We start from the raw sequence: 26,003 nt of genomic DNA on the forward strand, positions 1-26,003 counted from the left end.
GCCGGCTCCGGCGACGCCGTTACAGCGCGATCATCACGCCCAGTCCGAGCGACTGCTGCGCATGGTTGTAATCGATCAGGCTCTGGCCATAGCCCGAGAACAGCTGCACATAGCCTTTCAGGCCGGGCGCCAGCGGGAAGGCCCAGCCGGCTTCCAGCATGCCGTGCCGCGTCGAGAAATTACGACGCGCCGTGAGCGACAGTTCATGCCCGTCGCGGCGCCACTGCACGCTGAGGTCGCCACGACCCATGTAGTCGAGGATGTCGGGATTGTCGTCATCGCGGCCTTCCGGCAGCCGCTTCCAGATGCGGGTGGTCATGGACAGCGCGCCATGTTCCAGGCCGGCCTGGGCATACACCCGGTTCCAGCTGCGCGAACGGTCGCCGGACTGGCCGTTGGACTGGTGCGCGATCCCCAGATTGAGAAAGCGCAGGCGCAAGGCGCCGATGCCGGCATTAACGGGCAGCACCGCCATCAGCTCGGGCTGGTAATTGGTCTCGCGAAACGGGCGCGACGCCGCGCCGTTGAAGGCCTGCCAGTAGCTCTGCTGGGTGTAGCCAAACCAGAGATCGGCCGGACTGCCCGCGGCCCGCTCGACCAGCTTGGTCTTGAAACCCAGCTGGTAGCGAAGCTCGACGTGGTCGATGCCGGCCGGCGAGCTTGCCGACAGGGGATTGTTGGGGCCGAAGGGATCGCTGTTGGGCCTGGAGGTGAGTTGCGCCACCAGGTAGTTCGGATGATGCGGCCGGAACCGGAACGTGCCCTGCTTGTCGGCCTCATCCAGTTCCCAGTGCTGCGACAGGTAACTGGCTGCGGCGTTGGCCCGAGGCGGCGCTGCCGCGGGCGCCGATGCGGCGGGCGGCGGACTGGCGGCGCCGGGCGGCGGCGCGGCACGGCCGCTGAGCCTGTCATAGCAGGTCAGGCGCGACAGGTCATTGTCCAGCGCGGCGCAGGAAGCGAGCGTCTCGCTGTCGACGGCCCGGGCGGCATTGGTGGCAAGCAGGAACAGGAGGCAGCAGGCAGGACGCGGGATCGGGATCATGGAGACACATGGCAGGCGTCGGTCCGCCTGCGGCAAGGGGGGAATGGAACGACATGGCGGGCCACGCCGCATTGAGCCGCGCGACCCGCCATGTCGCTGATGAATGGCCGGTATCAATTCAAGTGGCTGGCACGGTACGCACCCTGTGCGCCTGCCTCCCACTGCCGGTCTAGCCCGGCCCGACAGCGGACGGCGCTTCAGCGCGCCATGCCGAATCCGCGGCGGGGCCGCGAGCGGCTTTGCCACAGGGCCAGCAGCGCCAGTCCCGCGCCCAGGGCCACCGCCGTCGTCTTCGGATGCAACGTGGCGCTGGTGTAAGGCGCGGTCTCGAACACGATGCCCTTGTGGCCCTGCCGCTCGCGGCCGTCGCGGCCGGGCACCGGCGCATAAAGGCTGTTGTCGTCACGGTCGCCGGCCGGCGTCTGCGAGCGCTGCTGCTTGAACATCAGCCGCTTCATCAGCGCATCCAGCACCGCTGGCGCATGGTGCGCGGTGGACGAGGTCAGCTTCGATGCCGCGCCGACATAGATGTCGCGATGCGGCGTCTGCGCCGCTTCCAGGATCGCATTTGCCACCAGGTCGGGCGCATAGATCGGCGGCGGCAGCTTGGGCTCGACGTCCATGTAGTTCTTGGCATGCGGCACGAACATGGTGTCGATCGCGGCCGGCTTGATCAGCGTCACCGAGACCGGCGCGCCCTCTTCCATCAGTTCGATGCGCAGCGAGTCGGTGAATCCCTTGACCGCATGCTTGGACGCCGAATACATGCCCTGCAGCGGCACTGCGGTATCCGAGAGTTCGCTGCCCAGGTTGATCAGCGCGCCCCCCTTGGTCTTCAGATGCTCCACCGCTACCAGCGAGCCATGCACCACGCCCCAGAAGTTGGTGTCGAACAGGCGGCGCTGGTCTTCGCGCGAAACTTCCTCGTTGCGGCCGAAGATGGACACGCCGGCATTGTTGACCCAGGTGTCGAAGCCGCCGAAGTGCTCGATCGCCGTGCGCGCGGCGGCCCGCACTTCGTCTTCCTTGCCGACGTCGGCCACGACGTGGATCACTTCCGCGCCCAGCGCCCGCAGGTCGCCGGCGATGGTTTCCAGGGCCTCGCCGTTGCGCGCCACCAGCACCAGCCGGGCGCCGCGCTCGGCCGCCATGCGGGCCGTGGTGAGACCGATGCCGCTGGAAGCGCCGGTGATGACGATGACTTGCTCGGCCAATGGCTTGAGTTGCGTTTTCATGCGCCTGTCCTCTTATTGACGTTTGAATGGCGGGCATGCGCCCGGGGCGAATCAGACCGCCATGCTGCCAGAAGCAGGCGTGGCCGAGGAATCAGCAAAGCGCTCAAATCCCTGTCGGCGCATTCCTACCGCGTCGGCTTGCCGGCAGGCAGCCAGTCCCCCGATGCTGCGTCCGGATAAGGAGGCGGGTTGCGCCGCGGCCAGAGCGTACCGGCGCAGGCTATGATGCATGACCAGCCAACCTCCATGCCTTTCCATGCACTATGCGCTGACGCCCCGCACCTTCCTCTACAGCCATTATTTCGCCACCGGGTTGCGCGCGGCTACCGGCGTGATCGGCCTGACCCTGCTGGCGCTCGCCGCCAGCGACCTGCGCACAGCGATGACGGTCTGCATCGGCGCGCTGTGCACCAGCCTGATGGACCTGCCCGGCCCGCTGCGCCACAAGTTCAACGAGATGCTGGCCAGCGTGCTGCTGGGCACGGTGCTGACCCTGGTCATCAGCCTGTGCGCGCCGCTACCCTGGCTGCTGTTCATCGTGGTGGCCCTGGTCAGCTTCCTCGCCAGCATGATGCTCGCCTTCGGCCGCCGCGGCATGCCCCTGCAGTTCGCCGCGCTGTTTTCAATGACGCTGGCCATGCAGAACATGCTGACGCCCATCCAGTCGCTGGCCCACGCCGGGCTGTTCATGGCCGGCGGCCTGGCCTACCTGTGGTATGCGATCGGCCTGGCCTGGCTGCTGCGCCGGCGCATCAAGGAACAGGTGCTGGCCGAAGCCCTGTACGAGCTGGCGCAGTATGTCGACATCAAGGCCGGTTTTTACGACATCCATACCGGCCTCGATGCGCAGCTGGTGGCGCTGATCCGGCGCCAGGTGGTGCTGGCCGAGCGCCAGCAGGCCGCGCGCGACCTGGTCCTGCGCGGCCGTCGCGGCGCCTCCGACCAGGTGCTGGTGCAGGTCCATTACGCGATGCTGGACCTGTATGAACTGGTGCTGGCTACCCAGACCGACTATGCGCTGCTGCGGCGCCAGTTTGCCGACAGCGAGGTGCTGACCTGGATGCGCGACCTGGTCGCCAAGGCCGCGCGCGACATCGAATCGGTCGCCTACGCGGTGACCCGCCATCGCGGCTCGCTGCAGAAGGTCAGCTATACGCCGGAACTGCGGGCGCTGGACGAGGCGATCAGCCGCATGGAAGGCCAGCCAGGCGTGAGCAAGGAAGGCCTGGATCTGCTGCGCTCGGCCTACAGCCGCATCAGCGGCATGGTCGGCACGGTCGCCCAGTTGCATCGCGCCACCACGCCGCAGGCCGGCAGCCTGGAACTGGTGCCGTCGGTCGACATGACGCCCTTCCTGACCCAGCAGAAATACGAGCTGGGCGTACTGCGCGACAACCTGCGCATGGATTCGCCGATTTTCCGCTTCTCGCTGCGGGTGCTGCTGGCGGTGCTGGCGGGCCTGGTGGTGGCAGGCCACCTGCCCTATGCCTCGCACGGCTACTGGATCGTGCTGACCATTGCCGTGATCCTGAAGCCCAGCTACAGCATGACCCGCCAGCGCCGCCGCGACCGCCTGATCGGCACGCTGGTCGGCTGCGCCCTGACCCTGCTGATCCTGCACCTCACCCGCTCGCCGGCGGTGCTATTGGCCTGCCTGTTCATCGCCACCGCCGCCGGGCCCACCTTCGTGACCATCAAGTACCGCTACACGGCGGTGGCGGCCAGCATGCAGATCCTGCTGCAGATCAGCCTGCTGCTGCCCGAAAGCGGCCATGTGGTCGGCGAGCGCCTGGTCGACACCGTGCTGGGCGCCCTCATCGCCACCGTGTTCAGCTTCGTGCTGCCGAACTGGGAATACCGTTCGCTGCCGCGCCTGCTGCGCGGCGTGCTCCAGGCCAGCAGCGCCTACCTCGCCGCCAGCCGCGAACTGCTGCAGGAGCGCGCCGAAAACGATTTCGTCTATCGCTTGAGGAGAAAGCAGTTCATGGACAGCCTGGCCGCGCTGTCGGCGGCGCTGCTGCGCATGCAGGACGAGCCGGCCAGCAAGCGCCGAGCGGTGGAGGAGATACACCAGTTCGTGCTGAAGAATTATCTGGTGGCTTCCCAGATTGCCGCGATCCGGCTGCTACTGCGCAACCATGCCGAAGCGCTGCCGCGCGATGCCGTCAACAACTGGCTGGAACAGGCCTGCGACCAGGCGTGCGGCATGCTTGATCAGGCGCGGCGCGCGCTGGACACGGGCCTGGCGCCACGCCTGGCAAGCGCCCCCGCCGCCATCCATGCCGACAGCGCCTGGACGGGATGGCCGCCACTGCAGCGCCGCACCCGGATGCTTGAGGACGATGTGCGACAAGTCGCATTTCAGGCCGGCGCAATCGGGCGCGCCCTGCAGCAGACGGGCTGAAAGCCCTGCGCAAGCAGGGTGTTCTGGTTGCGTACCTACACCATCTGGCATGGCATTGTGCCAGGCGCAGAGTTACCCGAGGAAGCAGGCATAACGGAGCGCTGCAGGCTGTCGAGGGTGCGCCTTGCATCCTCTTTCCCGACGCCTGGCAAGGTAACCATATAGCCGAGAATTATCTCCGCGATATGCGGCGGGTAGTTACCCGAGGCAAGCATGAAGCCGACAGACGCAGCAGGCAAACTGCCGGCCAGTTCCTTGTTCTTCTCCAGTTCGGTATTAAATTCCGCGCGATAAAAATGATTTGTCGCAGATGCCTGATCCACGTCGTTTTGGATGCGGCCTTCCTCCCTGTTTCCCAGATCGACAACGGGCGGGGAGAGATCGGTCAGTACGCGATTGCCTTTTAGGGCATCCAATAGCAACGCCGCACGGTCGTCGGAGCAAAGATTTCCATGCAAGTGAAGTTTGGAGAGCGTGGCATTGGCTTTCAGCGCCACCGCAAGAGCCAGGATGCCGTCATTGCCAATATTGTTTATGGCTAAGGAAAGCGTGGTGAGGGTGCCATTGGTTTTCAATACGTCCGCCAAAACGCGCGCGTCTTCGTCACGCAACCCGTTTCGGGTCAGGTCCAGTGTGGCAAGAGCCTGGTTCTCTGCGAGCGCTTCCCACCCTCGCGCATTTGCATTCGGCCTACTTCCGATCACGTTCTCGCTAAGGTCAAGTGCGACAAGGCTGTGATTAATCCTTAGCGCCTCCGCCAGGCGTTCTGCGCCTTGTGCGCCGATGTTGTTGCAGCTCAGGCGAAGATCCACAAGGGTCTTGTTATTCTTCAGCGCTTCCGACAGAAACCGGGCGGCTTCGCAGTCAAGGTTGTTGGACGAAAGGTCAAGTGTGGCAAGCGCATGATTCCCACGAAGCGCATGAGACAGATAATTTGCCCCGGCTTTTCCAATTCTGTTTGCGCTCAGGTTCAATGATCGAAGGGTCTGATTGAAGGGCAGCGCTGCCGACAGGCAGGATGCTCCCTGGTCGCCAATTTTAGCGCCAGACAAATTCAGTTCCACAAGGGTTCGGTTGACCTTTAACAGGTTCGCCAAGGCTTCCGCGCCTGCAGGGGAAATGGAAATGCCGCTCAGCGACAGCATAGCAACGGCTTTATTCCCTTCCAGCGCCTTCAGTAGCGCCGCCATATCGTTGTCAGTGAAGTGACGCGTTTCCTTTAAATTTCCTCCATAGGCGAGCCCGCGAACTTCGGCAGGCGAGGTAGCCAGCCAGTCGGCCAGATGGGTCGAGTTTTCCTGATCGAGCAAGGTGTCCAACCACAGCACGCCGCGCACGGCGCGCTGGGAAAACTGTTGCCATTCTGGCCGAGTTCGATCGTCGTTGTGCTTGGCGTTTGCGCGCGCCTGCTGCGCACCGTGCGAATAGGTGTCATCTCGCGCCAAGGACATATCATGCGAGCAAAACGAAGAAGCGGAATAAGCAGGGACCATCATGATTCCTTTAAAACAGGAGGAGAAAAGGCAATAGCGCTTGAAGAAATCCAGGTTCTGGACAAGCCGTAATTGAGGCACTGCTTTTCCCGTGTGGTTCCTTCTTTGAATTTTTGGGTATAAGCACAAACCTGCCTGTCATCAATACTGTCCGGCATACTGCCTGCCACGGTCCTGGGGCTTGCCTGTTGTTCCCATGAAGATGGTGCGTCTGGCCATCTCCTTCCTGCTAGCGCATTTCCAGCCTGACTGGCATCCACCGGCCAAGCAGGACTGCCTTTGGAAGAGTCGCCCGAGGCTTAGTAAGGTGCAATACCCGAAGGGCATTGCACCGCGGTCGCGTACCGCAAAGACCATCTCAAGGACCTTATCTGGTCCACGCATGGTGGAATGCCCCTTCGGGCTATTCCACCCTACAGCATCAGGGGTATGTGCAGGATGCAGGTTGCGCCGCGCCTAAACCTGCGGCATGAGGCTAGCGCATTTCCAGCCTGTGTGGCATTAACCGGCCAAGCAAGTGCCTTTGGAAGTGCCGCCCAGGGGTGAGCAGCGATTCGTAGGGTGCAATACCCGAAGGGCATTGCACCACGGTCGGAACCGCAAAGGCCATATCAAGGACCTTCGCTGGTCCACGCATGGCGCAATGCCCCTTCGGGGTATTGCGCCCTACGGCATCAGGGGCATGCCCAGGGTGCAGGATGCAAGGGGAACCGCACCTACGCCTGCAGCATGAGGCCAGTCTGGCCAAATTCGCTCTAGTCTGGCCAAATTCGCTCTAACGGGGGGGGCAGATGTCGGCCAGGGTCATTGCCCGCCTTGCTGCCCCGCCCAGTCAGATGGCGGGGGAATGCGCAGGCGCCGTGCCACGCGGCGCCGCCAGCAGCCGGACCAGCGTTTCCGATTCGATCGGCTTGACCAGATGGTGATCAAAGCCGGCCGCATGCGCCCGTTCGCGGTCTTCCTTCTGGCCATAGCCGGTGACGGCCACGATCAGCTTGTCGGCGGTCTCTGGCCGCGTGCGCAGGCGTCGGGCGACTTCATAGCCGTCCATGCCGGGCAGTCCGATGTCGAGCACGATGGCGTCGGGGCGGAATGACTGCGCGGTGGCCAGGCCGGATGCGCCGTCATAGGCCACTTCGACATCGCTGCCGTTGAGGCGCAGCATCATGGCCAGCGCATCGACCGCATCGCGGTTGTCGTCCACCACCAGGATGCGGCGGGCCACCGTCGGCAGGCTGGAAGGCACCGTGGCTGGCGCCGGCGACAGCGCGGCGCGGGCCACCGGCAGCCGCACCACGAACTCGCTGCCGAGCCGCTCGCCGGCGCTGTGCGCCTCGACCGTGCCGCCATGCAGTTCGGTCAGGCGCTTGACCACCGACAGGCCGATGCCCAGGCCGCCCAGCGATCGGTCCAGCGAGCGCTCGGCCTGCAGGAAGAGATTGAACACATGCGGCAGGATCTGCGGCGACATGCCCACGCCATTGTCGGCCACCCTGATCACCAGCCAGTCGCCCTGCCGTTCCAGGCCGATGCTGATGCGGCCTCCGGCCTCGGTGTACTTGGCGGCATTGTTGACCAGGTTGCCAATCACCTGCGTGAGCCGGGTGGAGTCGCCGCGCAGCATCGGCAGCGATGGCTGCGACAGGCCCTGGGTGGTCAGCTGGTGGCCGCGCGCTTCGAGCAGCGGCCGGTTCATTTCAATGGCGCGCTGGACCATGGCCACCGGGTCGACCTCTTCGTCGCGCAGCACGATCTTGCCGGTGGAAATGCGCGACACATCCATCAGGTCGTCCACCAGCCGCGCAAGGTGGCGCGCCTGGCGGTCGATCACTTCACGCGCCTTCTGCACCTGCGCCGGCGCATCCGGCGCCATCAGTTCCATGATCTTCACGGCGCTGCTGATCGGCGCCAGCGGGTTGCGCAGCTCGTGCGCCAGCATCGCGAGGAATTCATCCTTGCGCTGGTCCGCCAGGCGCAGCGCAAGCTCGGCCCGCTTGCGCTCGCTGACATCGAGCGCGATGCCGCTGCTGCTGCGCGGCGCATCGCTGTCGGCCTTGCCGCGCACCTCGATCCAGCGGCACTCGCCCGGCGCCGTGTCGGGCAGCTCGATTTCGCAGCGATAGGAATCGCCGCGCGACAACGCTTCTTCCGCGATGGCGCGCAGCCGTGCCTGATCGGTCGCTGGCAGGAAGCGCCAGCTGTCCATCTCGTCGTTGCCCTGCCTGGCCTGCTCCCAGACCGGGCCGAATACCGATGGCGCGTTTTCCGAGAACCGGGTAACGCCGCTGTCGAGGTTCCAGCGCCATGCGGCCATGTTGGCGGCCAGCAGGCTTTCCCGCAGCCGCTCCTCGCTCCGGCGCATGGCCTGCTGCGCCTGCTCCAGCGGCGACAGATCGGTGTTGGTGCCGAACCATTGCACCAGCCTGCCGCCGGCGTCGCGCAGCGGCGCGAGCTGGGTGAAGAAGCGCCGCAGACTTCCGTCGGCGCCGCGCATCGCAAAGGTCAGCGAGAAGGGCTCGCCGGACGCGATGCCGGCCTGCCACTGGCTGTCTATCGCCGGCCGCTCCGCCGGATCGGTGACCTGGCGCCAGCCATGGTCCGCCGCCTGTTCAGCGGTCAGTCCGGTATAGGCGTACCAGCGGTCGTTGTACCACTCGACCCGGCCGTGCGCGTCGGCGATCCAGGCAAGCTGGGGGATCGTGTCGGCCAGCTGATGGAACTTCTCGTTCTCGTTGCGCAGCTGGGCATGCTGTTCATGCAGCCGGTCGAGCATGTGGTTGATCGACACCGCCAGGCTGGCCACCTCGCGGCTGCCGCGCGCCTCGACGCGGCCCAGGCCGAATCCGTCGCGCACGACGCTGCTGGAAAACTGCTCCAGCCGGCGCAGGTCACGGGTCAGCGCCAGCGCCAGGCGCGAACCCAGCAGCAAGACCGCCGTCGACAGCGCCAGCACCACCACCAGGATCAAAGCGTAATGCGGCAGCAGCGCGCCATAGTCGGCTGGCGGCATGCCGTCGCGCACCAGGTAAAGGCCGAGGCCGCCCAACAGCGGCGGCAGCTCGAGCCGGCGCAGGTCGGCGGCGGCGATTCCTTCCCGCGGGCCGGGCATGACAGCCAGGCCGGCATCGTGCTCGACATCGGCCAGGCGCAGCTTGTAGAACAGCGCGCCTTCCGGCGTGCGGGTGCGGGAATAGCGCAGCAGATGCACGGCCAGCAGTTCCGGCCCGGCCGCGCCGGCCTGGGTGGTGGCGGCATCCTGCCCGGCGGCGATCTGACGGCGCAGCCAGGCCAGTTCATCCGCGGAGAACCGGGCGCCGGCGCTTTCGGCGATCAGCTCACCGTCGAAGTCGCTGAGCATGAGTTGCACCGGCACGCCGTTGATCTGGCGGGCGCCGTTCAGATAGGGCTTGAGATAGGTCTCGCGGCCGGCGCTGTCGACCAGCGCATTGGCCAGGATGGCGCTTTGCGACAGCTCTTCCAGCCGCACCGCGATGCCGCTGAGCAGGCCGCGCGCACTGCTGGCATGGAAGTCCATTTCCTTCGCATGCAGCGCTGCCAGGCCCCGGTCATGCTGCTGGGCCACCAGCGCCCAGGAGGCCAGCAGCGTCAGCAGCAAGGCGGCGGCGGCCAGCGCGGCGGACGAAAATGCAAAGCGCCGCGCCAGGCTGCCGGCGGCGAGTCGGCCAAACAGCATGCCTATTTCCCGGCCGGAACCAGCGCGCCGTCAGCCCGGAAGCGGGCCATCAGCAGCTGTTCCGGGCCCAGGGCCTCGTGCCGGTCTTTCGTGAACGGCGGCTGGTAGAGGCGCACCAGGCCGCGATAGCTGCCCAGCCGTTCCAGCGCGTCGCGCACCGCCGGCCGCTCGGTGCTGCCGGCCTTGGCAATGGCGCGCGCCAGGAGGTGCATTGCATCGTAGGCATGGGCCACGCCGACCGGCGCGCGGATGTCTTCGATGCGCCCGACCGGCGACATGCTTGCGAGTGTCGTCATGAAACGCTGCAGCACCTTGGGGTCGGCCTGGGAAAAGCTGAAGGTCTGGATGACGGTGAAGTCCACCTGCTGCAGCGCCGGCCCTGCCTGGCCGACGAAGTCGCCGCCGGTCACGCCCCAGTGGCTGATGATGGGCAGGCGCTGCGCCGGCGGCAGCGCGGCGATTTCCCTGACCAGGATGGCCGCCTCGTCATCATTGGCCACCAGCACGATGGCCTGGGCGCCGGCGTCGCGCAGGCGCTTGTAGCCAGGCATGAGCGTGCTGTCGCGCCAGTTGTACCAGGCGGTTCCCGCGATGCGGGCACGCGCCTTGCCGGCGCTCGCATGCCGCATCGCCGCGGCCTCATTGCTGCGGCCCCACGCAGTATTGGTCAGGAGCAGGCCGACGCGGGTGTAGCCGCGACGCTCGGCGCTCTTGAGCATGTAGGGCATGGCCAGGCTGTCGCGCAGGGAAACCCGGAACATATAGTTGGGATCGGTGCCGTTGTCGATGATCGCGTCGGCGGAAGACCAGACCGCCATGAAGGGCAGCCGCGCTTCCGCCAGCGTGGGCAGCTGCTCGATCAGCACCGGGGAAAAGCGCCCGCCGAACACGGCAACCAGGTCCGGCATCGCGGCCAGTTCACGGATATTGCGGATGCCGCGGGCAGGAATCGAGCGGTGGTCTCGTGTGACCAGCTCCAGCTTGCGCCCGCCCAGCACGCCGCCGGCGGCATTGATCTCGGTGATCGCAACGCGCATGCCCAGTTCGATCGCCTGGGCGGAAATGCTGTTGTCCAGGCCGAATTCGGCATCCAGGCCCACAAGCACCGGCCCGCCCGCGCCGTGCACCGGCCAGGCGATCAGAATGGAAGATAAAGCACCGGCACGCAGCAGTCGCGCCAGCATTGCCAGGAAGGAAACAAACATAGGCCAATCCGCAATCCGGGAGGGCATTGTATGAGAAATGTTTTTTGGCGATATACGAAACACTCAAGCTATCTGGCAACGCTGGCTGGAGCAGGAATCAAACCGTCGCGGCACGACGCAGCGCCGCGCAGCCGCATCAGAACTCTTCCCAGTCGCCGCCGGAAGCCGGCATGCTCGCTGGCGCGGGCAGGCGGGGCTCGCTGCGCGCGACCCGGGCTGGCATCGCAGCGGCGGCAACACGCGGCGACGCGACAGCCTGGCCGCCATGCATGCGGAACACCTGAACCGCCGTCAGCAGATGCTGTGCCTGTTCCTGCAGCGCGCCGGCAGCCGCCGCGGCCTGCTCCACCAGCGCGGCATTCTGCTGGGTCACCTGGTCCATCTGGGTAATGGCTTCATTGACCTGGCCGATGCCGGCGCTCTGTTCGGCGCTGGCGGAACTGATCTCGCCCATCATGTCGGTGACGCGGCGCACGCTCGCCACCACTTCCTCCATGGTGGCGCCGGCCTGCTGCGCCAGCTTCGTGCCGCCTTCGACCTGGCTGACCGAATCGGTGATCAGCGCCTTGATCTCGCGTGCGGCCGAGGCGCTCTTCTGCGCCAGGCTGCGCACCTCGGTCGCGACCACCGCAAAACCGCGGCCGTGTTCGCCGGCGCGGGCCGCTTCCACCGCGGCGTTGAGCGCCAGGATGTTGGTCTGGAAGGCAATGCCGTCGATTACGCCGATGATGTCGGCGATGCGGTGCGACGCGGCATTGATGGCGCCCATGGTCTGCATCACGTCGGACACCACCGCGCCGCCGCGGGCGGCGACATCGGAGGCGGCCAGGGCGAGCTGATTGGCCTGGCGCGCATTGTCCTCGTTCTGGCGCACGGTGGAATTGAGTTCATCCATCGCCGAGGCGGTCTCCTCCAGCGAGGACGCCTGCTGCTCGGTGCGCGAGGACAGGTCGAGGTTGCCCGACGCGATCTGGCTGGAGGCCGACACGATGGCGTCGGTGCCGGTGCGCACCCGGCCGACGATGTCGACCAGGCTGTCGTTCATCCGCTTCAATGCCTGCATCAGCTTGCCGGTCTCGTCGCTGGCGCGTACCGGGATGTCCTGGGTCAGGTCGCCCGAAGCCACTGCGCTAGCGATGCGCACGGCTTCATCTAGCGGTCCGGTAATGGCGCGCACCAGGCGAACGCCGATGAAGATGGCCAGCAGCACGCCGAAGAGCACCGCCGCCGAGCAGGTGTTGCGCACCCAGACATAGACGGTCTGGCTGCGCTCGAAATCGGCCTTCGCGCCGTCGGACTGCAGCCTGATCAGCGCATCGATCGCCGTCTGGGTCGGCAGCAGCAATGTCGACACCTGGCCATGCAGCAGTTCGATCGCATGGCCGGTGTCGTCGCCGCGCACCGCCTGCACCGCCGGCACCAGGCCGTCGTCGAGATAGGCCTTGCGCGCCGCGGCGAACTGATCGGCCAGCTTCTGCTCCGCGGGCTTCTTCGGGGTCTTCGTATAGGCGGCCCACAGCGCATCGGCCTCTTTGCGGTTGGCTTCCAGCTCGGACATCAGGCCGCCGACCTTGGCCGAATCGGCCGTCATGGCGCGCGCCAGCAGGATCTGGTTGCGGTTCATCAGGCCCGCCACGCCATTGATTTCGCCGATGGCCAAGAGGCGTTCCCGGTACAGCATCTCCATGTCGTCGTTGGCGAACTTCAGGCTGACGATGCCGATCACGCCGCCGACGACGAGTTGCAGGCACAGGAAGGAAAGAACGAAGATCAGGCGGCTCTTGATGGTGATGTTCTGGAACATGGATATCGGTGGGATTGGTATCGGACACCGACAATAACGACTTGAAACCTTGAAACTTGAGACGCCGCCGCCTTCTGCCCACCCGGGCCGGCGCTGCCGTGGCTGCTATCTCGGCCGCTCAGGCTGAAAGCTGGTTGCGCCAGGCCGGCCGGGCAGGTCCAGCCGCGCCACCGCCGGTGGACTGCTGGCGATCAGCCTGCCGCCGCGCAGCACCGCCAGCCGCGTTGCCCGCAGCCGGATCGCCTCCACCGGATCACGCGCCTGCAGCAGCACCAGGTCGGCGCGGCAGCCCGGCGCCACGCCATGGCCTTCCAGGCCGAGTATCGCCGCAGGCGTCGACGTCACGGCCGCAAAGCACTGCCTCATCGCCTCCTGTCCGGTCATCTGGGCCACATGCAGGCCCATGTGGGCCACTTCCAGCATGTCGCCGCTGCCCAGGCCATACCATGGGTCCATCACGCAGTCGTGGCCGAAAGCCACCGGCACGCCGGCCGCAAGCAGTTCCGGCACCCGCGTCATGCCGCGCCGCCTGGGGTAGCTGTCATGGCGGCCCTGCAGGGTGATGTTGATCAGCGGATTGGCGATGGCGGCCACGCCGGCTTCCCGCATCAGCGGCAGCAGCTTGGAGACGTAATAGTTGTCCATCGAATGCATCGAGGTCAGATGCGAGCCGGTCACCCTGCCCTGCATGCCAAGCCGCTGGGCATGGAAGGCCAGGGTTTCGATATGGCGCGACAGCGGGTCGTCGGTTTCGTCGCAATGCATGTCGACCATCAGGCCGCGCGCGCAGGCCAGCTCGCACAGCAGGCGCACCGACTCCGCGCCGTCGGCCATGGTGCGCTCGAAATGCGGTATGCCGCCAACCACCTCCACGCCCATGTCCAGCGCGCGCAGCAGGTTGCTCATCGCATTCGGCGAGCGCAGCAGGCCGTCCTGCGGGAAGGCCACCAGCTGCAGGTCCAGATAGGGCCGCACCTTCTCCTTCACGTGCAGCAGGGCTTCCACCGCCAGCAGCCGGTCGTCGCAGATGTCGACATGGCTGCGTATGGCCAGCAGTCCCCTGGCGACCGCCCAGTCGCAATAGGCCAGCGCCCGCTCCACCAGCGCCTCCTGCGCCAGCGCCGGTTTCAATTCGCCCCACAGCGCAATGCCTTCCAGCAGCGTGCCGGACTGGTTCACCCGCGGCAGGCCATACGACAGGGTGGAGTCCATGTGGAAATGCGCGTCGACGAACGGCGCCGTCACCAGTTGCCCGGCCGCGTCCATGGTCTGTCCGGCGTCGGCCTGCAGGTTCGCTTCCAGCGCAACGATGCGGCCGTCTTGTATGCCGATGTCGAGCCGGTTGCGGCCGTCGGCCAGGGTGCAGTTCCTGATCAGCAGATCCAGCATGCTTGCTCCTTGTTATTCCTGCCCCAGCCCGCAGCCGCGCAGCAGCAGGGTTTTCAGGTGGCGGGTCGCCGCGCCGATCTGCGGCGCATCCAGCCGTCCCACGTCCAGCACGGCGCACACTTGGGCCTCGAAGTCGGCATAGGTCTGGGTCGCGGCCCAGATGGTGAAGAACAGGTGGCGCGGATCGACCGGCGCCATTCGTCCGTCGGCAATCCAGCGCTCGATCACGGCCGCCTTGCGCGCCACCAGCGCGCGCAGTTCGCCGCGCAGGATGTCGCCGATCTCGGTGGCGCCGTGCAGCACCTCGCTGGCGAATACCCGCGAGGCGTCGGGATGGGCGGCGGTAAGCCGCATCTTGGCCTCGATGTAGTCCGACAGCGCGGCGCCGGGATCGTTATCCTCGCGGATGCTGTCGGTCGGCGCCAGCCATAGCGCCAGGATGTGCGTCAGCACCGCCCGGTAGATCTCGCGCTTGGTGCCGAAGTAGTAGTGCAGGTTGGATTTCGGGATGCCGGCGCGCTCGGCAATCTCCGCCATGGTGGCGCCGGCATAGCCGGCGCGGGCAAACACCTGCTCGGCCGCCCGCAGGATGTCGGCCTCGTTGGCCAGGCGTATGCGGCCCTTGCCCTTGGGCCCGGCCACCACGGCTTCCATGCCACGCGGTCCTTCAGCGGGTGCCGAACATGCGGTCGCCGGCGTCGCCCAGGCCCGGCACGATGTAGCCGTGCTCGTTCAGGCGCTCGTCCAGCGCGGCCGCCACCACCGGCACATCCGGATGGGCGGCGCGCAATGCGGCCAGTCCCTCGGGCGAGGCCAGCAGGCAGACATACTTGATGCTGGTGGCGCCGCTTTCCTTCAGGCGGCTCAGCGCGGCAATGGCGGAATTGCCGGTGGCCAGCATCGGGTCGACCACGATCACCAGGCGCGCGCCGATGTCATCGGGCATCTTGAAGTAGTACTCGACCGGCTCCAGGGTTTCCGGGTCGCGGTACAGGCCGATATGGCCGATGCGGGCCGCCGGCAGCACGTCCAGCATGCCGTCGAGCATGCCGTTGCCGGCGCGCAGGATGGACACCAGGCACAGCTTCTTGCCGCTGATGATGGGCGATTCGATCGTGGCCAGCGGCGTGTTGATGGTGATCATCTCGGTGGGCAGGTCGCGCGTGACTTCATAGGCCAGCATCTGGCTGATCTCGCGCAGCAGGCGGCGGAAGTTGTCGGTGGTGGTGTTCTCGCTGCGCATGAAGGTCAGCTTGTGCTGGATCAGCGGATGCGTGATCAGGGTGAAGTCCGGATTCATCGGAGGTCCTTTCAAGGTTAAAACACGGTGCCGTCGCTATCGATTTGCACCGGCGGTGCGCCGCCCGGGCGCCGCTCGGCAGCGATGCGGCGGCCGGCCGCCCAGGTGCCGCCTTCCAGGATGCGCGCCAGCGGAAACTGCGCCGCCGTCACGCCCAGTTCGGCGCGCACCGCATCGGCCAGCCGGTCCAGGGCAATCACGGTCAGCGCCCGCCATTCCACCACCGCCGGCTCGTCCACGGTCAGCAGGCGACTGGTGAAGGAGGGGTCGCGGGGCGTGATTATGCCAAAGTCCAGCAGCAGTCCGCCATTGCGGTATTCCGGCAGGCCGGTCAGCTGGTCCAGGCCGGTCACGACCAGGCCGGCTTCCTCCAGCGGCTCCAGCAGCGAATAGGTCAGCCACTGGGTCAGCTTGTGGAACGGCGCCAGGCCGTCGTCGGTACCGGGGTGGCGCCAGCAGTCGCCGAGGTTGACGCCGTCCTGCGTCAGCCGTCCCGGCCATACCGGCCCGAGCACATCGAGCAGCAGCTTGAGCACCGCGCCCGCCTCGACGCGGCCATTGTCGGCGCGCGCGGCAATGCTGTCGTACAGGTTGCCCAGCCGCGCCGGACTGCCGAACAGGCCGGGCGCAGCGGCCATCACCTCACCGAGGCGGCGCAGCAGGCCGGCCCGCCCTTCCAGGCCCACCAGGGGATTGTTTGGCCCCACCTGGAAAGCACGCGCCAGCGCCGCTGCGTCGAAGCGGGCCAATGCGGCGGCATCGGTGCGCAGCGGCTGCGCCGCATCGTCCGACAGGGCGCCGCCCGCAAACAGCGCCAGGCTGGCCACGCCCAGGCCCTCCGAACGCGCCAGCCGCATGCCGTTGGCGGCGTCGTCGTAATGCCAGTCGGGCCCGGCGCCGGCATCGAGCAGCACGCTCGGTATCACCAGGTCGATGCGCACCCGCGCCCGTTCGGCGGCGTCCATCGGCACGCTGTCGGCCAGTGCGCGCCAGCGGTCGACGCCGCCCGCCTCGAAATGCCGCCAGCGGCTGTGGTAAGGCACGTTCAGGTCGGGATAGCGCCGGCGTATGGTGTCGGCGACATAGGCGGCCGCCTGCGGCAGCCGCTCCGGATGCCAGCGGAAATGCGGCGCGGCATCGCGCTCGGCCAGACGCATGATCTGCGCGCAGTGGCTGCGCACCGCCTGCGCGCAGAGCAGGGAGGAAGCGGCATCGTTCATTCGGCCAGCCCCCTGCCCTTCGGCACGGCCAGTTCCTCGATGCTGGCCGGCGCAATGGTCGAGAAATAGCCGGCGGCCACCTTGGCATCCATTTCCACCCGGGCGTCGGCCGGGATCAGCTCGTCCGGAATCGGCACCCGCTCCACCACCTCGATGCCCTGCTCCACCAGCGCGCCATGCTTCATGTTGCTCATCGATGCCCAGCGGTCGATGCGCTTGATGCCCAGCCAGTGGAACACGTCCGGCATCAGTTCCTGGAAGCGCATGTCCTGCACGCCGGCCACGCATTCGGTGCGGGTGAAATAGGTCTCGGCGCGGTCGCCGCCGACCTGGCGCTTGCGGGCGTTGTAGACCAGGAACTTGGTCACCTCGCCCAGCGCCCGGCCTTCCTTGCGGTTATAGATCACCAGGCCGACGCCGCCCTGCTGCGCCATCTCGATGCAGACCTCGATGCCATGGGCCAGGTAGGGACGGCAGGTGCAGATGTCGGAACCGAACACGTCCGAGCCGTTGCATTCGTCATGCACCCGGCAGGCGACCCGGGTTTCCGGCTTGCCCAGCTGTTCGATATCGCCAAAGCAGTACAGCGTCATGCCGCCGATCGGCGGCAGGAACACCTTCAGGTCCGGCCGCGTGACCAGTTCGGGGAACATGCCGCCGGTCTGCTCGAACAGGTTGCGGCGCAAGGCGCTTTCCCTGATGCCGAAGCGCTCCGCCAGTCCCGGCAGGTACCAGACCGGGTCGATCGCCGCCTTGGTGACGCGGGCGTCGCCGTTGGCGAACAGGATCTCGCCATCCGGCTTCAGGCGGCCGGCGTCGATGGCTGCCCGCAGCTCGGGCATGTTGATGTGGGCCTTGGTGATGGCGATGGTCGGACGGATATCGAGACCGGCGGCGATTTCCCTGTCGAATGCGCTGGCCGCCATGTGGCCGTAGGGGTCGAGCGAGACGATCTTGCCGGCATCGGCCCACTGCGGATGCGGTCCGACCGACTCGGCCGGCGTGGTGTCGGTGAAGTCGGGCCGGTGGTCGCGGTTGAGGTTGCCGGAAGCTACCGCCAGCGCCCGGTAGATCGCATAGGCGCCGGAGTGGGTGCCGATGGCATTGCGGTGGTTGCCGGCGCTGACGCTGGCGACGATGGGTCCGCGCTCCTGCGGCGTGGCCGCGCCCCAGCGGATCGGATGGGCGGCCTTGTCCCCTCGGCCGGGTGTATGCGACGTCAAAACAATATGGGCGGACATGGGTTCGACTCCTCAATGAGTGTAGCCGTACAACGAACATAAATCCTGACTGCACGGTCAAGTTTATTCCTGTTAGCAGTTTATGTGCCTGGAAAAATTCGCCGGAAAACAGCGCAGTATTGAGCCACCGCAGGCCGGATGCGGGTCCGGACGCACCCTCGGCGGGAGCCGATGCGTTAAGGTGAGTCATGGCGGTGCATGACACCCCGGCAAGAACGATGATCGGAGACGGTGGCGCCAACCGCAGCGCCGCAAGGAGTTGCAATGAAAGTACCTATCGATGCCATGCTTCCCTACGCCTCGCTGCAGGAATCGCTGCCAGCCCTGCTGGGCTGCCTGCGGCTGGTGGTGCCGATGCGGCTGTGGATGGTGGGACGGCTGGCCGGCAGTTCCTGGACCGTGATCCAGGCTGATGACACGCAGAACCGCGTCAAGGCGGGCGACAGTTTTCCCTGGCCCGACACCCTCTGCATCCGGGTGCTGGAGCATTATGGCTGCTGCTTTGCCGAAGACGCCGCCGCCAATCCGGTGCTGGCCGAAGCGCCGGTCAGAACCACGATCCCGATCGGCGCCTATATCGGCTATCCGATGCTGTCGTGGCGGGGGGAGTTGCTGGGCACCATCTGCGGCGTTCATCCCGAGCCGATGCCGCCTTTCAGCGCTGCCCAGCGCCAGCTGGTCAAGACCATCTCCCGTACCATCAATACCCTGGTCGCCCATTCCTTCAAGCTCGTCGACCAGCGGTCAGCGCCGGCCAGGACGAGGCCGCCGGCCAATATCGACCACCTGACCGGTCTGCCGAACCAGCACGGCTGGCAGGTATTGCTGGAAGAAGAGGAAGCAGCGCTGAAGCAGGAAGACGCCGATGCGCTGGCGATGATGGTGGAACTGAATGAGCCGGAAAACGGCGCCGACGGCGCCGGTTCGGTCGACTGGGACAATACCCTGAACCGGGTTGCCCACTTGCTCAAGAGCCATGTGCGCGAGCAGGATGGCCTGGCCAGGGTCGGCCCGGCCCGCTTCGCCCTGCTGCTGCGCGGCGTGAATGCGCAGCAGGGCGGCCAGGCCGCCGAAAAGATCCGGCAGGCGCTGGCCGGCGCCGGCATCCGCGCCGGCCTAGGACATGCGATGCGCCTGGCCAGCGGCTCGCTGGCCAATGCCGCGCGGATCGCCGACATCCGGATGTACAACGCCAAGCTGGGCGCGGCCGGCGTGCCGGGCGCGCCAGCCGCGCAGACTCCGGGCGATGGCGATTCAGGCCATCAGCGCAAGGTGTAGCGCACGCCGACGAACACGTTCGAGCCGGCGGTGGCATAGCCGCTTGCCAGCTCGTAGTTCTTGTCGAGGATGTTGTTCCAGCGGCCATACACCGACCAGTCGCGGCCGAGCTGGTAGCTGGCATACAGGTTCAGCAGGCCATAGCCGGCCAGCGCGGTGGTGTTGGCGCCATCATCATAGCGACGGCTGGCGAAACGGGTTTCCACGCCGCCGGAGAGCGCGCCGGCGGCGTACTCGAGCGCTACCGTTCCATGCCTCCTGGCGCGGCGCGGCAACAGCAGGTCGGTGGTCTCGTCGCGCGGATTCTGGAAGTCCAGTGACCCGCGCAGCGTGTACGGGCCGAAGCGGGTCGACGCGCCCAGCGTCACGCCGGTCAGTAAGGCCTGGTTGACGTTGTAGGCGCAGCCGAAGGGATAGTTTTCCGGCGCAACCGGGCATTCGGCGGCATAGACGATCAGGTCGGAGACGCGGTTACGGTAAAACACCGCGCTGAAACGGTCGCCGCCCTTCTCGTAATACACGCCCGCTTCCACATTGCGGCCGCGTTCGGGGCGGTTGGCGGGTACGCCGTAGCCGGGAAAGTACAACTCGTTATAGGTCGGCGCGCGGAAGCTGGTGCCGGCGCTGGCATTGACGCGCAGCGCATCCGTGATCCGGTATCCGTAGCCAAGGTTGCCGGTGGTTTTCGAACCGTACTGCGAGCTGTCATCGTTGCGCAGGCTGGCGCTGGCCATGTGGGCGCCGCGACGCATCTGGTAGCTGGCAGCGATCGCATTCGTGGCGCGGCTGTCGGCGCTGAAGTTGCTCGAGTCGACATGCTCGATGCGGCGTTCGAGCAGGACTTGCGCCAGGTCGCTGCCGATCGCGATGTCGTTCTGCCAGGTCAATGCGTCCTGCCTGGTCCTGGCCGTATCGATGCCGTATGCGGAAATATCCCTGGCCCTGTCCAGGCCACTGGAGAAGCGCAGCAGGCTGGTCCAGTTCGGCAGCAGCTGATTGCGGCTGTACAGCGAATAGGCGCCGACATGGCTGATCGAACGATCGTTGACGGCGGACGGGCCAGCGTCGTATTCGGCTTCCAGCCGGCTGTGCAGGAAGGTCAGGCCGATCTCGTGGCCTTTGGCCAGGTCCATTCCCAGCTGGCCGCTGGCGCTTTCCCGGGTATAGCCATCCTTGTCCGGATTAAAGGAAAAGCTTTGCGGCCGGGTCGCGGAGAAGCCGTCCGCCCGTTCACGCGCCACATTGACCGAATACCTGACGGCATGCTCGCCGCCGGTCGCCCCGGACAGTCCGGCTTCGAGGGTGCGGGCGCCATAACTGCCCAGGCCGGCGCCAACGGTCAGGCTGGGTGCGCGTTCGCCCTTCTTGGTGAAGATCTGCACGACGCCGCCCACCGCATCGGCGCCATACATCGTCGACAGCGGACCATAGACAATCTCGATCCGGTCGATCTGCGACAGCGGCAGCGCCGACCAGGTGGCGCCGCCCAGGGTGGACGACCCGACGCGCACGCCGTCGACCAGCACCACGTTCTGGACATTGCTGGCGCCGCGCAGGAATACCGAGGCGGCAGTGCCCGGCCCGCCATTGCGCGACATCTCCAGTCCGCGCTGCTGCTGCAGCAGATCGACCAGGCTGGTCTGGCCGGAAGCGGCGATCTGCTCCGCGGTGATGACGACGTTGTCAGTCAGCACATCGCGCACCTGCTGTGGCACACGGGTGGCGGTCACCTGCACCGCCGGCAATGCGCCGTCGGTTTGCTGGGCCAGGGTGGACAAGGGAAATGCAGCGGCGATGGCGGCTGCAAGAAACGGCGCGTGGAAGAAGCCCACGTCCGGAGAACGAGTCGAAGTCATGGTTTGATGGCGAAAGGGCAACCGGCCTGCTTCCCCGCGGGCCGGATGGAACGGAAGACAGGATTGCAGCCTGCGTGACCGACGGACAGTGCTTGCCTTCGGCCATGCAGTCGCACGGACTGCTTCCACCTGCTCTGGCCGGTATCCGGGCTGGCAAGACGGACCTTTCACCTTCCCATACCCTAGGCACAGTGGTTTTGAAAAAAGGCCAGCCGCATTGCTGCGGCGCTTGCTTTACCGTTGCGGGGGCAGCACACGCTGGACGCGCGCCGTGGAAGAACGGCGCGGACTTCGTGTTTCCCGTTTAACTGCGGACATGGACATGTCCGCGGGCACCAGAACGGCGCAATTGTACGGAGATGACGGACTTAGGGCAATTGCAATACCGAACCGGCAGTCAGCGCCCCGCGCTCCCTTCCAGCCGCTGCGCCAACTCCAGAAGCCGTGGCCGCACTTCATTCAACAGGAATTCCCGCGACAGCGTGGTCGACGGCCCGCCGCAATTGATCGCCATCGCGGAATTGCCGCTGACAGGACGAAAGCCCAGCGCAATGCCATTCACATCCTTCTGCCAGTCGCCAAAGGACGTGGCGCAGCCATACTCCCGGTCGTCCGCCAGCGCCTTTTCCAGGCCGGCCACGACATTGGCATAGGCCTGGTCGTCCAGTTCGCGCGCGCGGTCCAGTATCTCTTCCCGCTCCTGCTCGCTGGCCCGCGCCATATAGGCGCGGCCGATTGCCGATGTCGCCAGCGGAATGCGCGAGCCCACCTGCAGCGTCAGCGCCAGAGCCGCGGTGCTGTGCGACACCTCGACGTAGATCATCGACAGCTTGTCGCGCACCGCAATGGCGACGGTGGCGCCCGAGAACTCGGCCAACTCATGCATCAGCGGCCGGGCCAGCTGGCGCACGTCCATCCGCGCCAGCGTGGCGCTGCCCAGTGCCAGCGTGGCGTTGCCCAGCGCGAACCGGCCGCCGTCAGGCAACTGCACCAGGTAGCCAAGCTTGGTCAGGGTATAGGTAATGCGGGTGATGGTGGACTTCGGAAGGCCGCAGCGCTCGGCGATCTGCTGGTTCGACAGCGACCTGTCACCCGAACGGAAGCAGGAAAGTACTTCAAGGCCGCGCGCCAGCGCGGTGATGTAGTAACGGTCTTCGCCAGTGCGGGCGCTGTCATCCGCCGGGTCGAGGTTGTCGTCGGTCACGGGAAGTGAGGAAGTGCTCATGATCTGGATAGGCCGCATCGCAAGAACGGGCGCGCGGCTCGCTTCGGAAATTGTAGGCCTGACGTTAGCACATTCAACAGCTTAGTGAAACACTGTTTCATTGCGCGGCACCAGCCAGCCGCCATGCCGGGATGACATCAAAAAAAACCCGCGGCACCCGGTTTGCATGCATCCGGTATTCCGCGGGCTGTAGCCGGAAATCTGTCCGACCGTACTTCTTACGCTGCTTCGCGCGACGCCTTCTTGCGCTCGTGTTCCTTCAGATAGCGCTTGCGCAGGCGGATGCTCTTGGGCGTAATTTCCACCAGTTCGTCGTCCTCGATGAATTCCACCGCGTATTCAAGCGACAGCTGGACCGGCGGCACCAGGCGCACTGCTTCGTCGGTGCCGGAGGCGCGCACGTTGGTCAGCTGCTTGCCCTTGATAGGGTTGACCACCAGGTCATTGTCGCGGGAGTGGATGCCGATGATCATGCCCTCGTACACCGGGTCGTTGTGGACCACGAACATGCGGCCGCGATCCTGCAGCTTCCACAGCGCATAGGCCACGGCGGCGCCGTCGTCCTGCGAGATCAGCACGCCGTTACGGCGGCCAACCATCTCGCCCTTGGAGCTGTCGACGGCTGCGTATTCGTCGAAGATGTGGCTCATCAGGCCGGTGCCGCGGGTCAGGGTCATGAATTCGCCCTGGAAGCCGATCAGGCCGCGTGCCGGGATCTTGTATTCCAGGCGGACACGGCCCTTGCCGTCCGGCTGCATGTCCTGCAGGTCGCCACGACGGCGGCCCAGTTCTTCCATCACGCCGCCCTGGTGGTTTTCCTCGACGTCCACCGACAGCAGCTCGAACGGCTCGTGGCGCACGCCATCCACCATCTTGAACACCACGCGCGGACGCGACACGGCCAGCTCGTAGCCTTCGCGGCGCATGTTCTCGATCAGGATGGTCAGGTGCAGTTCGCCGCGGCCCGAGACTTCGAACACGGTGTCGTCGTCGGTGGGCGAGACGCGCAGCGCGACGTTTGCCTTCAGTTCGCGCTCGAGGCGGTCACGCAGCTGGCGGCTGGTGACGAACTTGCCTTCGCGGCCGGCCAGCGGCGAGCTGTTGACCATGAAGTTCATGGTCAGCGTCGGCTCGTCGACCTTCAGCATCGGCAGCGCATCCGGGGTGTCCGGCGCGCAGACGGTGGTGCCGATGCCCAGTTCCTCGATGCCGTTGATCAGCACGATGTCGCCGGCGACGGCTTCATCGACCAGCACCCGCTCCAGGCCCTTGAAGTTCAGCACCTGGTTGATGCGCGCCTTCTGCGGCGTGCTGTCCGGGCCGTTCATGATGATCACGTCCTGCAGCGCCTTGACGCGGCCGCGGGTGATGCGGCCAATGCCGATCTTGCCCACGTAGGAGGAATAGTCGAGCGAGGAAATCTGCAGTTGCAGCGGACCGTCCGGATCGTCGTCGCGCACGGGAACGTGCTGCAGCACGGCGTCGAACAGCGGCTTCATGTCGCCTTCGCGCACTTCGGAATCGAGGCTGGCGTAGCCGTTCAGGGCCGACGCGAACACGACCGGGAAGTCGAGCTGCTCTTCGGTGGCGCCCAGCTTGTCGAACAGTTCGAAGGTGGCGTTGATCACCCAGTCAGGACGGGCGCCCGGACGGTCGATCTTGTTGACCACGACGATGGGCTTCAGGCCCAGGGCCAGCGCCTTGCGGGTCACGAAACGGGTCTGCGGCATCGGGCCTTCCACCGCATCCACCAGCAGCAGCACGCTGTCGACCATGGACAGCACGCGCTCGACCTCGCCACCGAAGTCGGCGTGGCCCGGGGTGTCGACGATGTTGATATGGGTGTCGTTGTATTCGACCGCGCAGTTCTTGGCCAGAATCGTGATGCCGCGTTCTTTTTCGAGGTCGTTGGAGTCCATCACGCGCGCATCAACATGCTGGTTCTCGCGGAAGGTGCCGGACTGGCGAAGCAGCTGGTCAACCAGCGTGGTTTTGCCGTGATCGACGTGGGCGATGATGGCGATGTTGCGTATTGCGCGTTTGGTATTTGACATGATCTCTTGTCTGCGAATGTGGCGGAATTACGGAAGACGCGCATTGTATCATGCTGCGGCGCACGAAACTCCGGAAAAATCCCTTTATTTCAACGAGTTGCCGACGCAAGGGGAAAGTCTGCAACAGGATATCGGTACCTTATCCGGCGAGCACCAGCCGTTCCGGCGCGAGCACGCCGTATTCCATCAGCTGCGCAACGCCCAGCAGCCGGGCGTCGCTCTGGCGGTACACCTTGACCCGGCCTGCCGGCGGCAGCGCCCCGATGCCCGACTGGCCAAGCGCCAGGCGCTGGCCATGCAGGAAGCGGCGGGCCAGCTCGTCGTCCAGGTTCAGTAACGGGAAACTCGACAGCAGCGCATCCACCGGCGCCAGCGCGGCGGCACGCCCTGGCTCGTCCAGCGCGTCCAGCTGGTCCAGCGTCATCGCGCCTTCCAGCGTGAGCCGGCCGACCGCGGTGCGGCGCAGGGTTTTCAGGTGCGCGCCGCAGCCGAGCGCCGCGCCGATATCCTCGCCCAGCACCCGGATGTAGGTTCCCTTGCTGCAGGTCACCGCCAGCCGCAGCAGCGGTGCTTCATAGGACAGCAAGGCCAGTGAATGTATGACCACCTGGCGCGCTTCGCGTTCCAGCGTGATGCCGGCGCGGGCATATTCATACAATGGCCGGCCGTCGCGCTTCAGTGCCGAATGCATCGGCGGAACCTGGGCGATCGGCCCGCGAAATTGCGCCAGCACGGCTTCGATCTGCGCCGATGTCACCTCAACCCCGGCCGTGCCGATCACTTCGCCCTCGGTGTCACCGGTGTTGGTGCGCACGCCCAGGTGCACGGTTGTCTCATAAGTCTTGTCGGCTTCCAGCAAATCCTGCGAGAACTTGGTGGCCTCGCCGAAGCACAGCGGCAGCAGGCCGGTGGCGAACGGATCCAGCGTGCCGGTATGGCCGGCCTTTTCGGCATTTAGCAGGCGCTTTGCGCGCACCAGCGCGTCGTTGGACGACAGGCCTTCCGGCTTGTCGAGCAATAAAACGCCGTGCACCGGCACCCGCTTCCTGCGTGCCTCAGTCTTCATCCGCGTCCAGCGCACGGCTTGCATTGGCTTCGTCGATCAGCTTGGACAGCGCGGCGCCGCGCGCAGTCGAGCGGTCATGCACGAAATGCAGTTCCGGCAGGGTGTGGATGGTCAGCCGCTTGCCCAGCGTGAGCCGGATATAGCCAGCAGCCTTGGACAGGCCCTGCACGGTGTTCTTCACCACTTCCGGATCGTCCGCCAGCGTGGTGAAGAACACCTTGGCATGGGCGTAATCGGGGGTCAGCTGCACTTCGGTAATCGTGATCATGCCGACCCGCGGGTCTTTCAGTTCATAGGCAATGATTTCGGCCAGGTCGCGCTGGATCTGGTCGGCCACGCGCAATCCGCGGGCCGGTATGGTTTTACTGTGTTTGGCCATGATGATGGATGTTGGGTGGTTGATGGATGGCGCGGAAAACAAGGCGCACCGTTGCAGCCTGAGCGGCTCGCAGCCTGGAGGACGGGCATCCAGGCTGGCCTGGCATGTTACCGGGCGG

General features: G+C 66.0%; 18 protein-coding genes and 1 riboswitch. Of the genes, 2 read left to right on the forward strand and 16 right to left on the reverse strand.

Going from position 1 to position 26,003, the window contains the following annotated elements:
- Nucleotides 1–19 precede the first annotated feature (19 nt).
- Both IGW04_RS02050 and IGW04_RS02055 read right to left on the reverse strand, forming a co-directional pair.
- Nucleotides 20–1,042, reverse strand: coding sequence for a phospholipase A (locus tag IGW04_RS02050; RefSeq protein ID WP_194711335.1), 1,023 nt, complete (start codon nt 1,040–1,042; stop codon nt 20–22).
- 197 nt (nt 1,043–1,239) lie between these two features.
- A complete protein-coding gene (locus tag IGW04_RS02055; RefSeq protein WP_194711336.1) occupies nt 1,240–2,277 on the reverse strand; it encodes an SDR family oxidoreductase in 1,038 nt (345 codons plus the stop codon).
- A gap of 229 nt (nt 2,278–2,506) precedes the next feature.
- Here IGW04_RS02055 and IGW04_RS02060 point away from each other — a divergent pair, with 229 nt between their 5' ends.
- The gene (locus IGW04_RS02060; RefSeq protein WP_323744797.1) at nt 2,507–4,681 is read left to right on the forward strand and encodes an FUSC family membrane protein; all 2,175 of its coding nucleotides are present in this window, start codon (nt 2,507–2,509) and stop codon (nt 4,679–4,681) included.
- 35 nt (nt 4,682–4,716) lie between these two features.
- Here the strand turns inward: IGW04_RS02060 and IGW04_RS02065 are convergent, their stop codons facing one another.
- The 9 genes from IGW04_RS02065 to IGW04_RS02105 all read right to left on the reverse strand — a co-directional run bounded on the left by IGW04_RS02065 (nt 4,717) and on the right by IGW04_RS02105 (nt 18,027).
- Nucleotides 4,717–6,255 carry a leucine-rich repeat domain-containing protein gene (locus IGW04_RS02065; RefSeq protein WP_194711337.1) on the reverse strand — a complete coding sequence of 513 codons (1,539 nt, stop codon included), beginning with the start codon at nt 6,253–6,255 and terminating at the stop codon, nt 4,717–4,719.
- A 751-nt stretch (nt 6,256–7,006) separates the two neighbouring features.
- Complete coding sequence (locus IGW04_RS02070) at nt 7,007–9,868, reverse strand: ATP-binding protein (protein ID WP_194711338.1); 2,862 nt, start codon at nt 9,866–9,868, stop codon at nt 7,007–7,009.
- 2 nt (nt 9,869–9,870) lie between these two features.
- A complete protein-coding gene (locus IGW04_RS02075) occupies nt 9,871–11,073 on the reverse strand; it encodes an ABC transporter substrate-binding protein (protein WP_194711339.1) in 1,203 nt (400 codons plus the stop codon).
- A 136-nt stretch (nt 11,074–11,209) separates the two neighbouring features.
- Nucleotides 11,210–12,877 (reverse strand): methyl-accepting chemotaxis protein, encoded by a 1,668-nt coding sequence (locus IGW04_RS26010; RefSeq protein WP_194711340.1) that lies wholly within the window; start codon nt 12,875–12,877, stop codon nt 11,210–11,212.
- Nucleotides 12,878–12,982: 105 nt separating this feature from the next.
- Nucleotides 12,983–14,266, reverse strand: a complete 1,284-nt coding sequence (locus tag IGW04_RS02085) for an amidohydrolase family protein (RefSeq protein WP_194711341.1) — start codon at nt 14,264–14,266, stop codon at nt 12,983–12,985.
- Between the two features lie 12 nt (nt 14,267–14,278).
- Entirely contained in the window at nt 14,279–14,920 is a 642-nt protein-coding gene (locus tag IGW04_RS02090) for a TetR/AcrR family transcriptional regulator (protein WP_194711342.1), read from the reverse strand.
- Nucleotides 14,921–14,933: 13 nt separating this feature from the next.
- Nucleotides 14,934–15,566 carry a uracil phosphoribosyltransferase gene (gene upp, locus IGW04_RS02095; protein ID WP_194711343.1) on the reverse strand — a complete coding sequence of 211 codons (633 nt, stop codon included), beginning with the start codon at nt 15,564–15,566 and terminating at the stop codon, nt 14,934–14,936.
- Nucleotides 15,567–15,583: 17 nt separating this feature from the next.
- Nucleotides 15,584–16,786 carry a URC4/urg3 family protein gene (locus IGW04_RS02100; RefSeq protein WP_194711344.1) on the reverse strand — a complete coding sequence of 401 codons (1,203 nt, stop codon included), beginning with the start codon at nt 16,784–16,786 and terminating at the stop codon, nt 15,584–15,586.
- A complete protein-coding gene (locus tag IGW04_RS02105; RefSeq protein ID WP_194711345.1) occupies nt 16,783–18,027 on the reverse strand; it encodes a GTP cyclohydrolase II in 1,245 nt (414 codons plus the stop codon). Before IGW04_RS02105 ends, IGW04_RS02100 begins: the two co-directional genes overlap by 4 nt.
- 264 nt (nt 18,028–18,291) lie before the next feature.
- Here IGW04_RS02105 and IGW04_RS02110 point away from each other — a divergent pair, with 264 nt between their 5' ends.
- Entirely contained in the window at nt 18,292–19,305 is a 1,014-nt protein-coding gene (locus IGW04_RS02110; RefSeq protein ID WP_194711346.1) for a sensor domain-containing diguanylate cyclase, read from the forward strand.
- On the opposite strand, the gene IGW04_RS02115 is transcribed toward IGW04_RS02110, so the two are convergent.
- From IGW04_RS02115 to rbfA, 5 genes are all read right to left on the reverse strand, one after another.
- Complete coding sequence (locus IGW04_RS02115) at nt 19,290–21,161, reverse strand: TonB-dependent receptor domain-containing protein (RefSeq protein WP_194711347.1); 1,872 nt, start codon at nt 21,159–21,161, stop codon at nt 19,290–19,292. The genes IGW04_RS02110 and IGW04_RS02115 overlap by 16 nt on opposite strands.
- Nucleotides 21,162–21,280: 119 nt before the next feature.
- A riboswitch (cobalamin riboswitch) is annotated at nt 21,281–21,515 on the reverse strand.
- A gap of 43 nt (nt 21,516–21,558) precedes the next feature.
- Complete coding sequence (locus IGW04_RS02120) at nt 21,559–22,386, reverse strand: IclR family transcriptional regulator (RefSeq protein ID WP_194711348.1); 828 nt, start codon at nt 22,384–22,386, stop codon at nt 21,559–21,561.
- 218 nt (nt 22,387–22,604) lie between these two features.
- Nucleotides 22,605–24,440: a translational GTPase TypA gene (typA, locus tag IGW04_RS02125; protein WP_194711349.1), complete on the reverse strand. Its 1,836-nt coding sequence runs from the start codon at nt 24,438–24,440 to the stop codon at nt 22,605–22,607.
- A gap of 139 nt (nt 24,441–24,579) precedes the next feature.
- The gene (truB, locus tag IGW04_RS02130) at nt 24,580–25,506 is read right to left on the reverse strand and encodes a tRNA pseudouridine(55) synthase TruB (protein ID WP_228526748.1); all 927 of its coding nucleotides are present in this window, start codon (nt 25,504–25,506) and stop codon (nt 24,580–24,582) included.
- Nucleotides 25,496–25,885, reverse strand: a complete 390-nt coding sequence (gene rbfA / locus IGW04_RS02135) for a 30S ribosome-binding factor RbfA (protein ID WP_194711351.1) — start codon at nt 25,883–25,885, stop codon at nt 25,496–25,498. The genes truB and rbfA overlap by 11 nt, the downstream gene beginning before the upstream one ends.
- Between the last annotated feature and the right edge of the window lie 118 nt (nt 25,886–26,003).

The organism is Noviherbaspirillum soli (assembly GCF_015352955.1).
In the GTDB taxonomy this organism is placed as follows: Bacteria; Pseudomonadota; Gammaproteobacteria; order Burkholderiales; family Burkholderiaceae_D; genus Noviherbaspirillum_A; species Noviherbaspirillum_A soli.

Excerpts from the sequence above, each read along its gene's own strand:
- typA (WP_194711349.1), bottom strand. The coding sequence starts at position 24,440 with ATGTCAAATACCAAACGCGCAATACGCAACATCGCCATCATCGCCCAC.
- IGW04_RS02090 (WP_194711342.1), bottom strand. The coding sequence starts at position 14,920 with ATGGAAGCCGTGGTGGCCGGGCCCAAGGGCAAGGGCCGCATACGCCTG.
- rbfA (WP_194711351.1), bottom strand. The coding sequence starts at position 25,885 with ATGGCCAAACACAGTAAAACCATACCGGCCCGCGGATTGCGCGTGGCC.
- upp (WP_194711343.1), bottom strand. The coding sequence starts at position 15,566 with ATGAATCCGGACTTCACCCTGATCACGCATCCGCTGATCCAGCACAAG.
- IGW04_RS02110 (WP_194711346.1), top strand. The coding sequence starts at position 18,292 with ATGAAAGTACCTATCGATGCCATGCTTCCCTACGCCTCGCTGCAGGAA.
- IGW04_RS02085 (WP_194711341.1), bottom strand. The coding sequence starts at position 14,266 with ATGCTGGATCTGCTGATCAGGAACTGCACCCTGGCCGACGGCCGCAAC.
- IGW04_RS02100 (WP_194711344.1), bottom strand. The coding sequence starts at position 16,786 with ATGAACGATGCCGCTTCCTCCCTGCTCTGCGCGCAGGCGGTGCGCAGC.
- IGW04_RS02105 (WP_194711345.1), bottom strand. The coding sequence starts at position 18,027 with ATGTCCGCCCATATTGTTTTGACGTCGCATACACCCGGCCGAGGGGAC.
- IGW04_RS02120 (WP_194711348.1), bottom strand. The coding sequence starts at position 22,386 with ATGAGCACTTCCTCACTTCCCGTGACCGACGACAACCTCGACCCGGCG.
- IGW04_RS02070 (WP_194711338.1), bottom strand. The coding sequence starts at position 9,868 with ATGCTGTTTGGCCGACTCGCCGCCGGCAGCCTGGCGCGGCGCTTTGCA.
- IGW04_RS26010 (WP_194711340.1), bottom strand. The coding sequence starts at position 12,877 with ATGTTCCAGAACATCACCATCAAGAGCCGCCTGATCTTCGTTCTTTCC.
- IGW04_RS02115 (WP_194711347.1), bottom strand. The coding sequence starts at position 21,161 with ATGACTTCGACTCGTTCTCCGGACGTGGGCTTCTTCCACGCGCCGTTT.
- IGW04_RS02075 (WP_194711339.1), bottom strand. The coding sequence starts at position 11,073 with ATGTTTGTTTCCTTCCTGGCAATGCTGGCGCGACTGCTGCGTGCCGGT.
- IGW04_RS02050 (WP_194711335.1), bottom strand. The coding sequence starts at position 1,042 with ATGATCCCGATCCCGCGTCCTGCCTGCTGCCTCCTGTTCCTGCTTGCC.
- IGW04_RS02060 (WP_323744797.1), top strand. The coding sequence starts at position 2,507 with ATGACCAGCCAACCTCCATGCCTTTCCATGCACTATGCGCTGACGCCC.
- truB (WP_228526748.1), bottom strand. The coding sequence starts at position 25,506 with ATGAAGACTGAGGCACGCAGGAAGCGGGTGCCGGTGCACGGCGTTTTA.
- IGW04_RS02055 (WP_194711336.1), bottom strand. The coding sequence starts at position 2,277 with ATGAAAACGCAACTCAAGCCATTGGCCGAGCAAGTCATCGTCATCACC.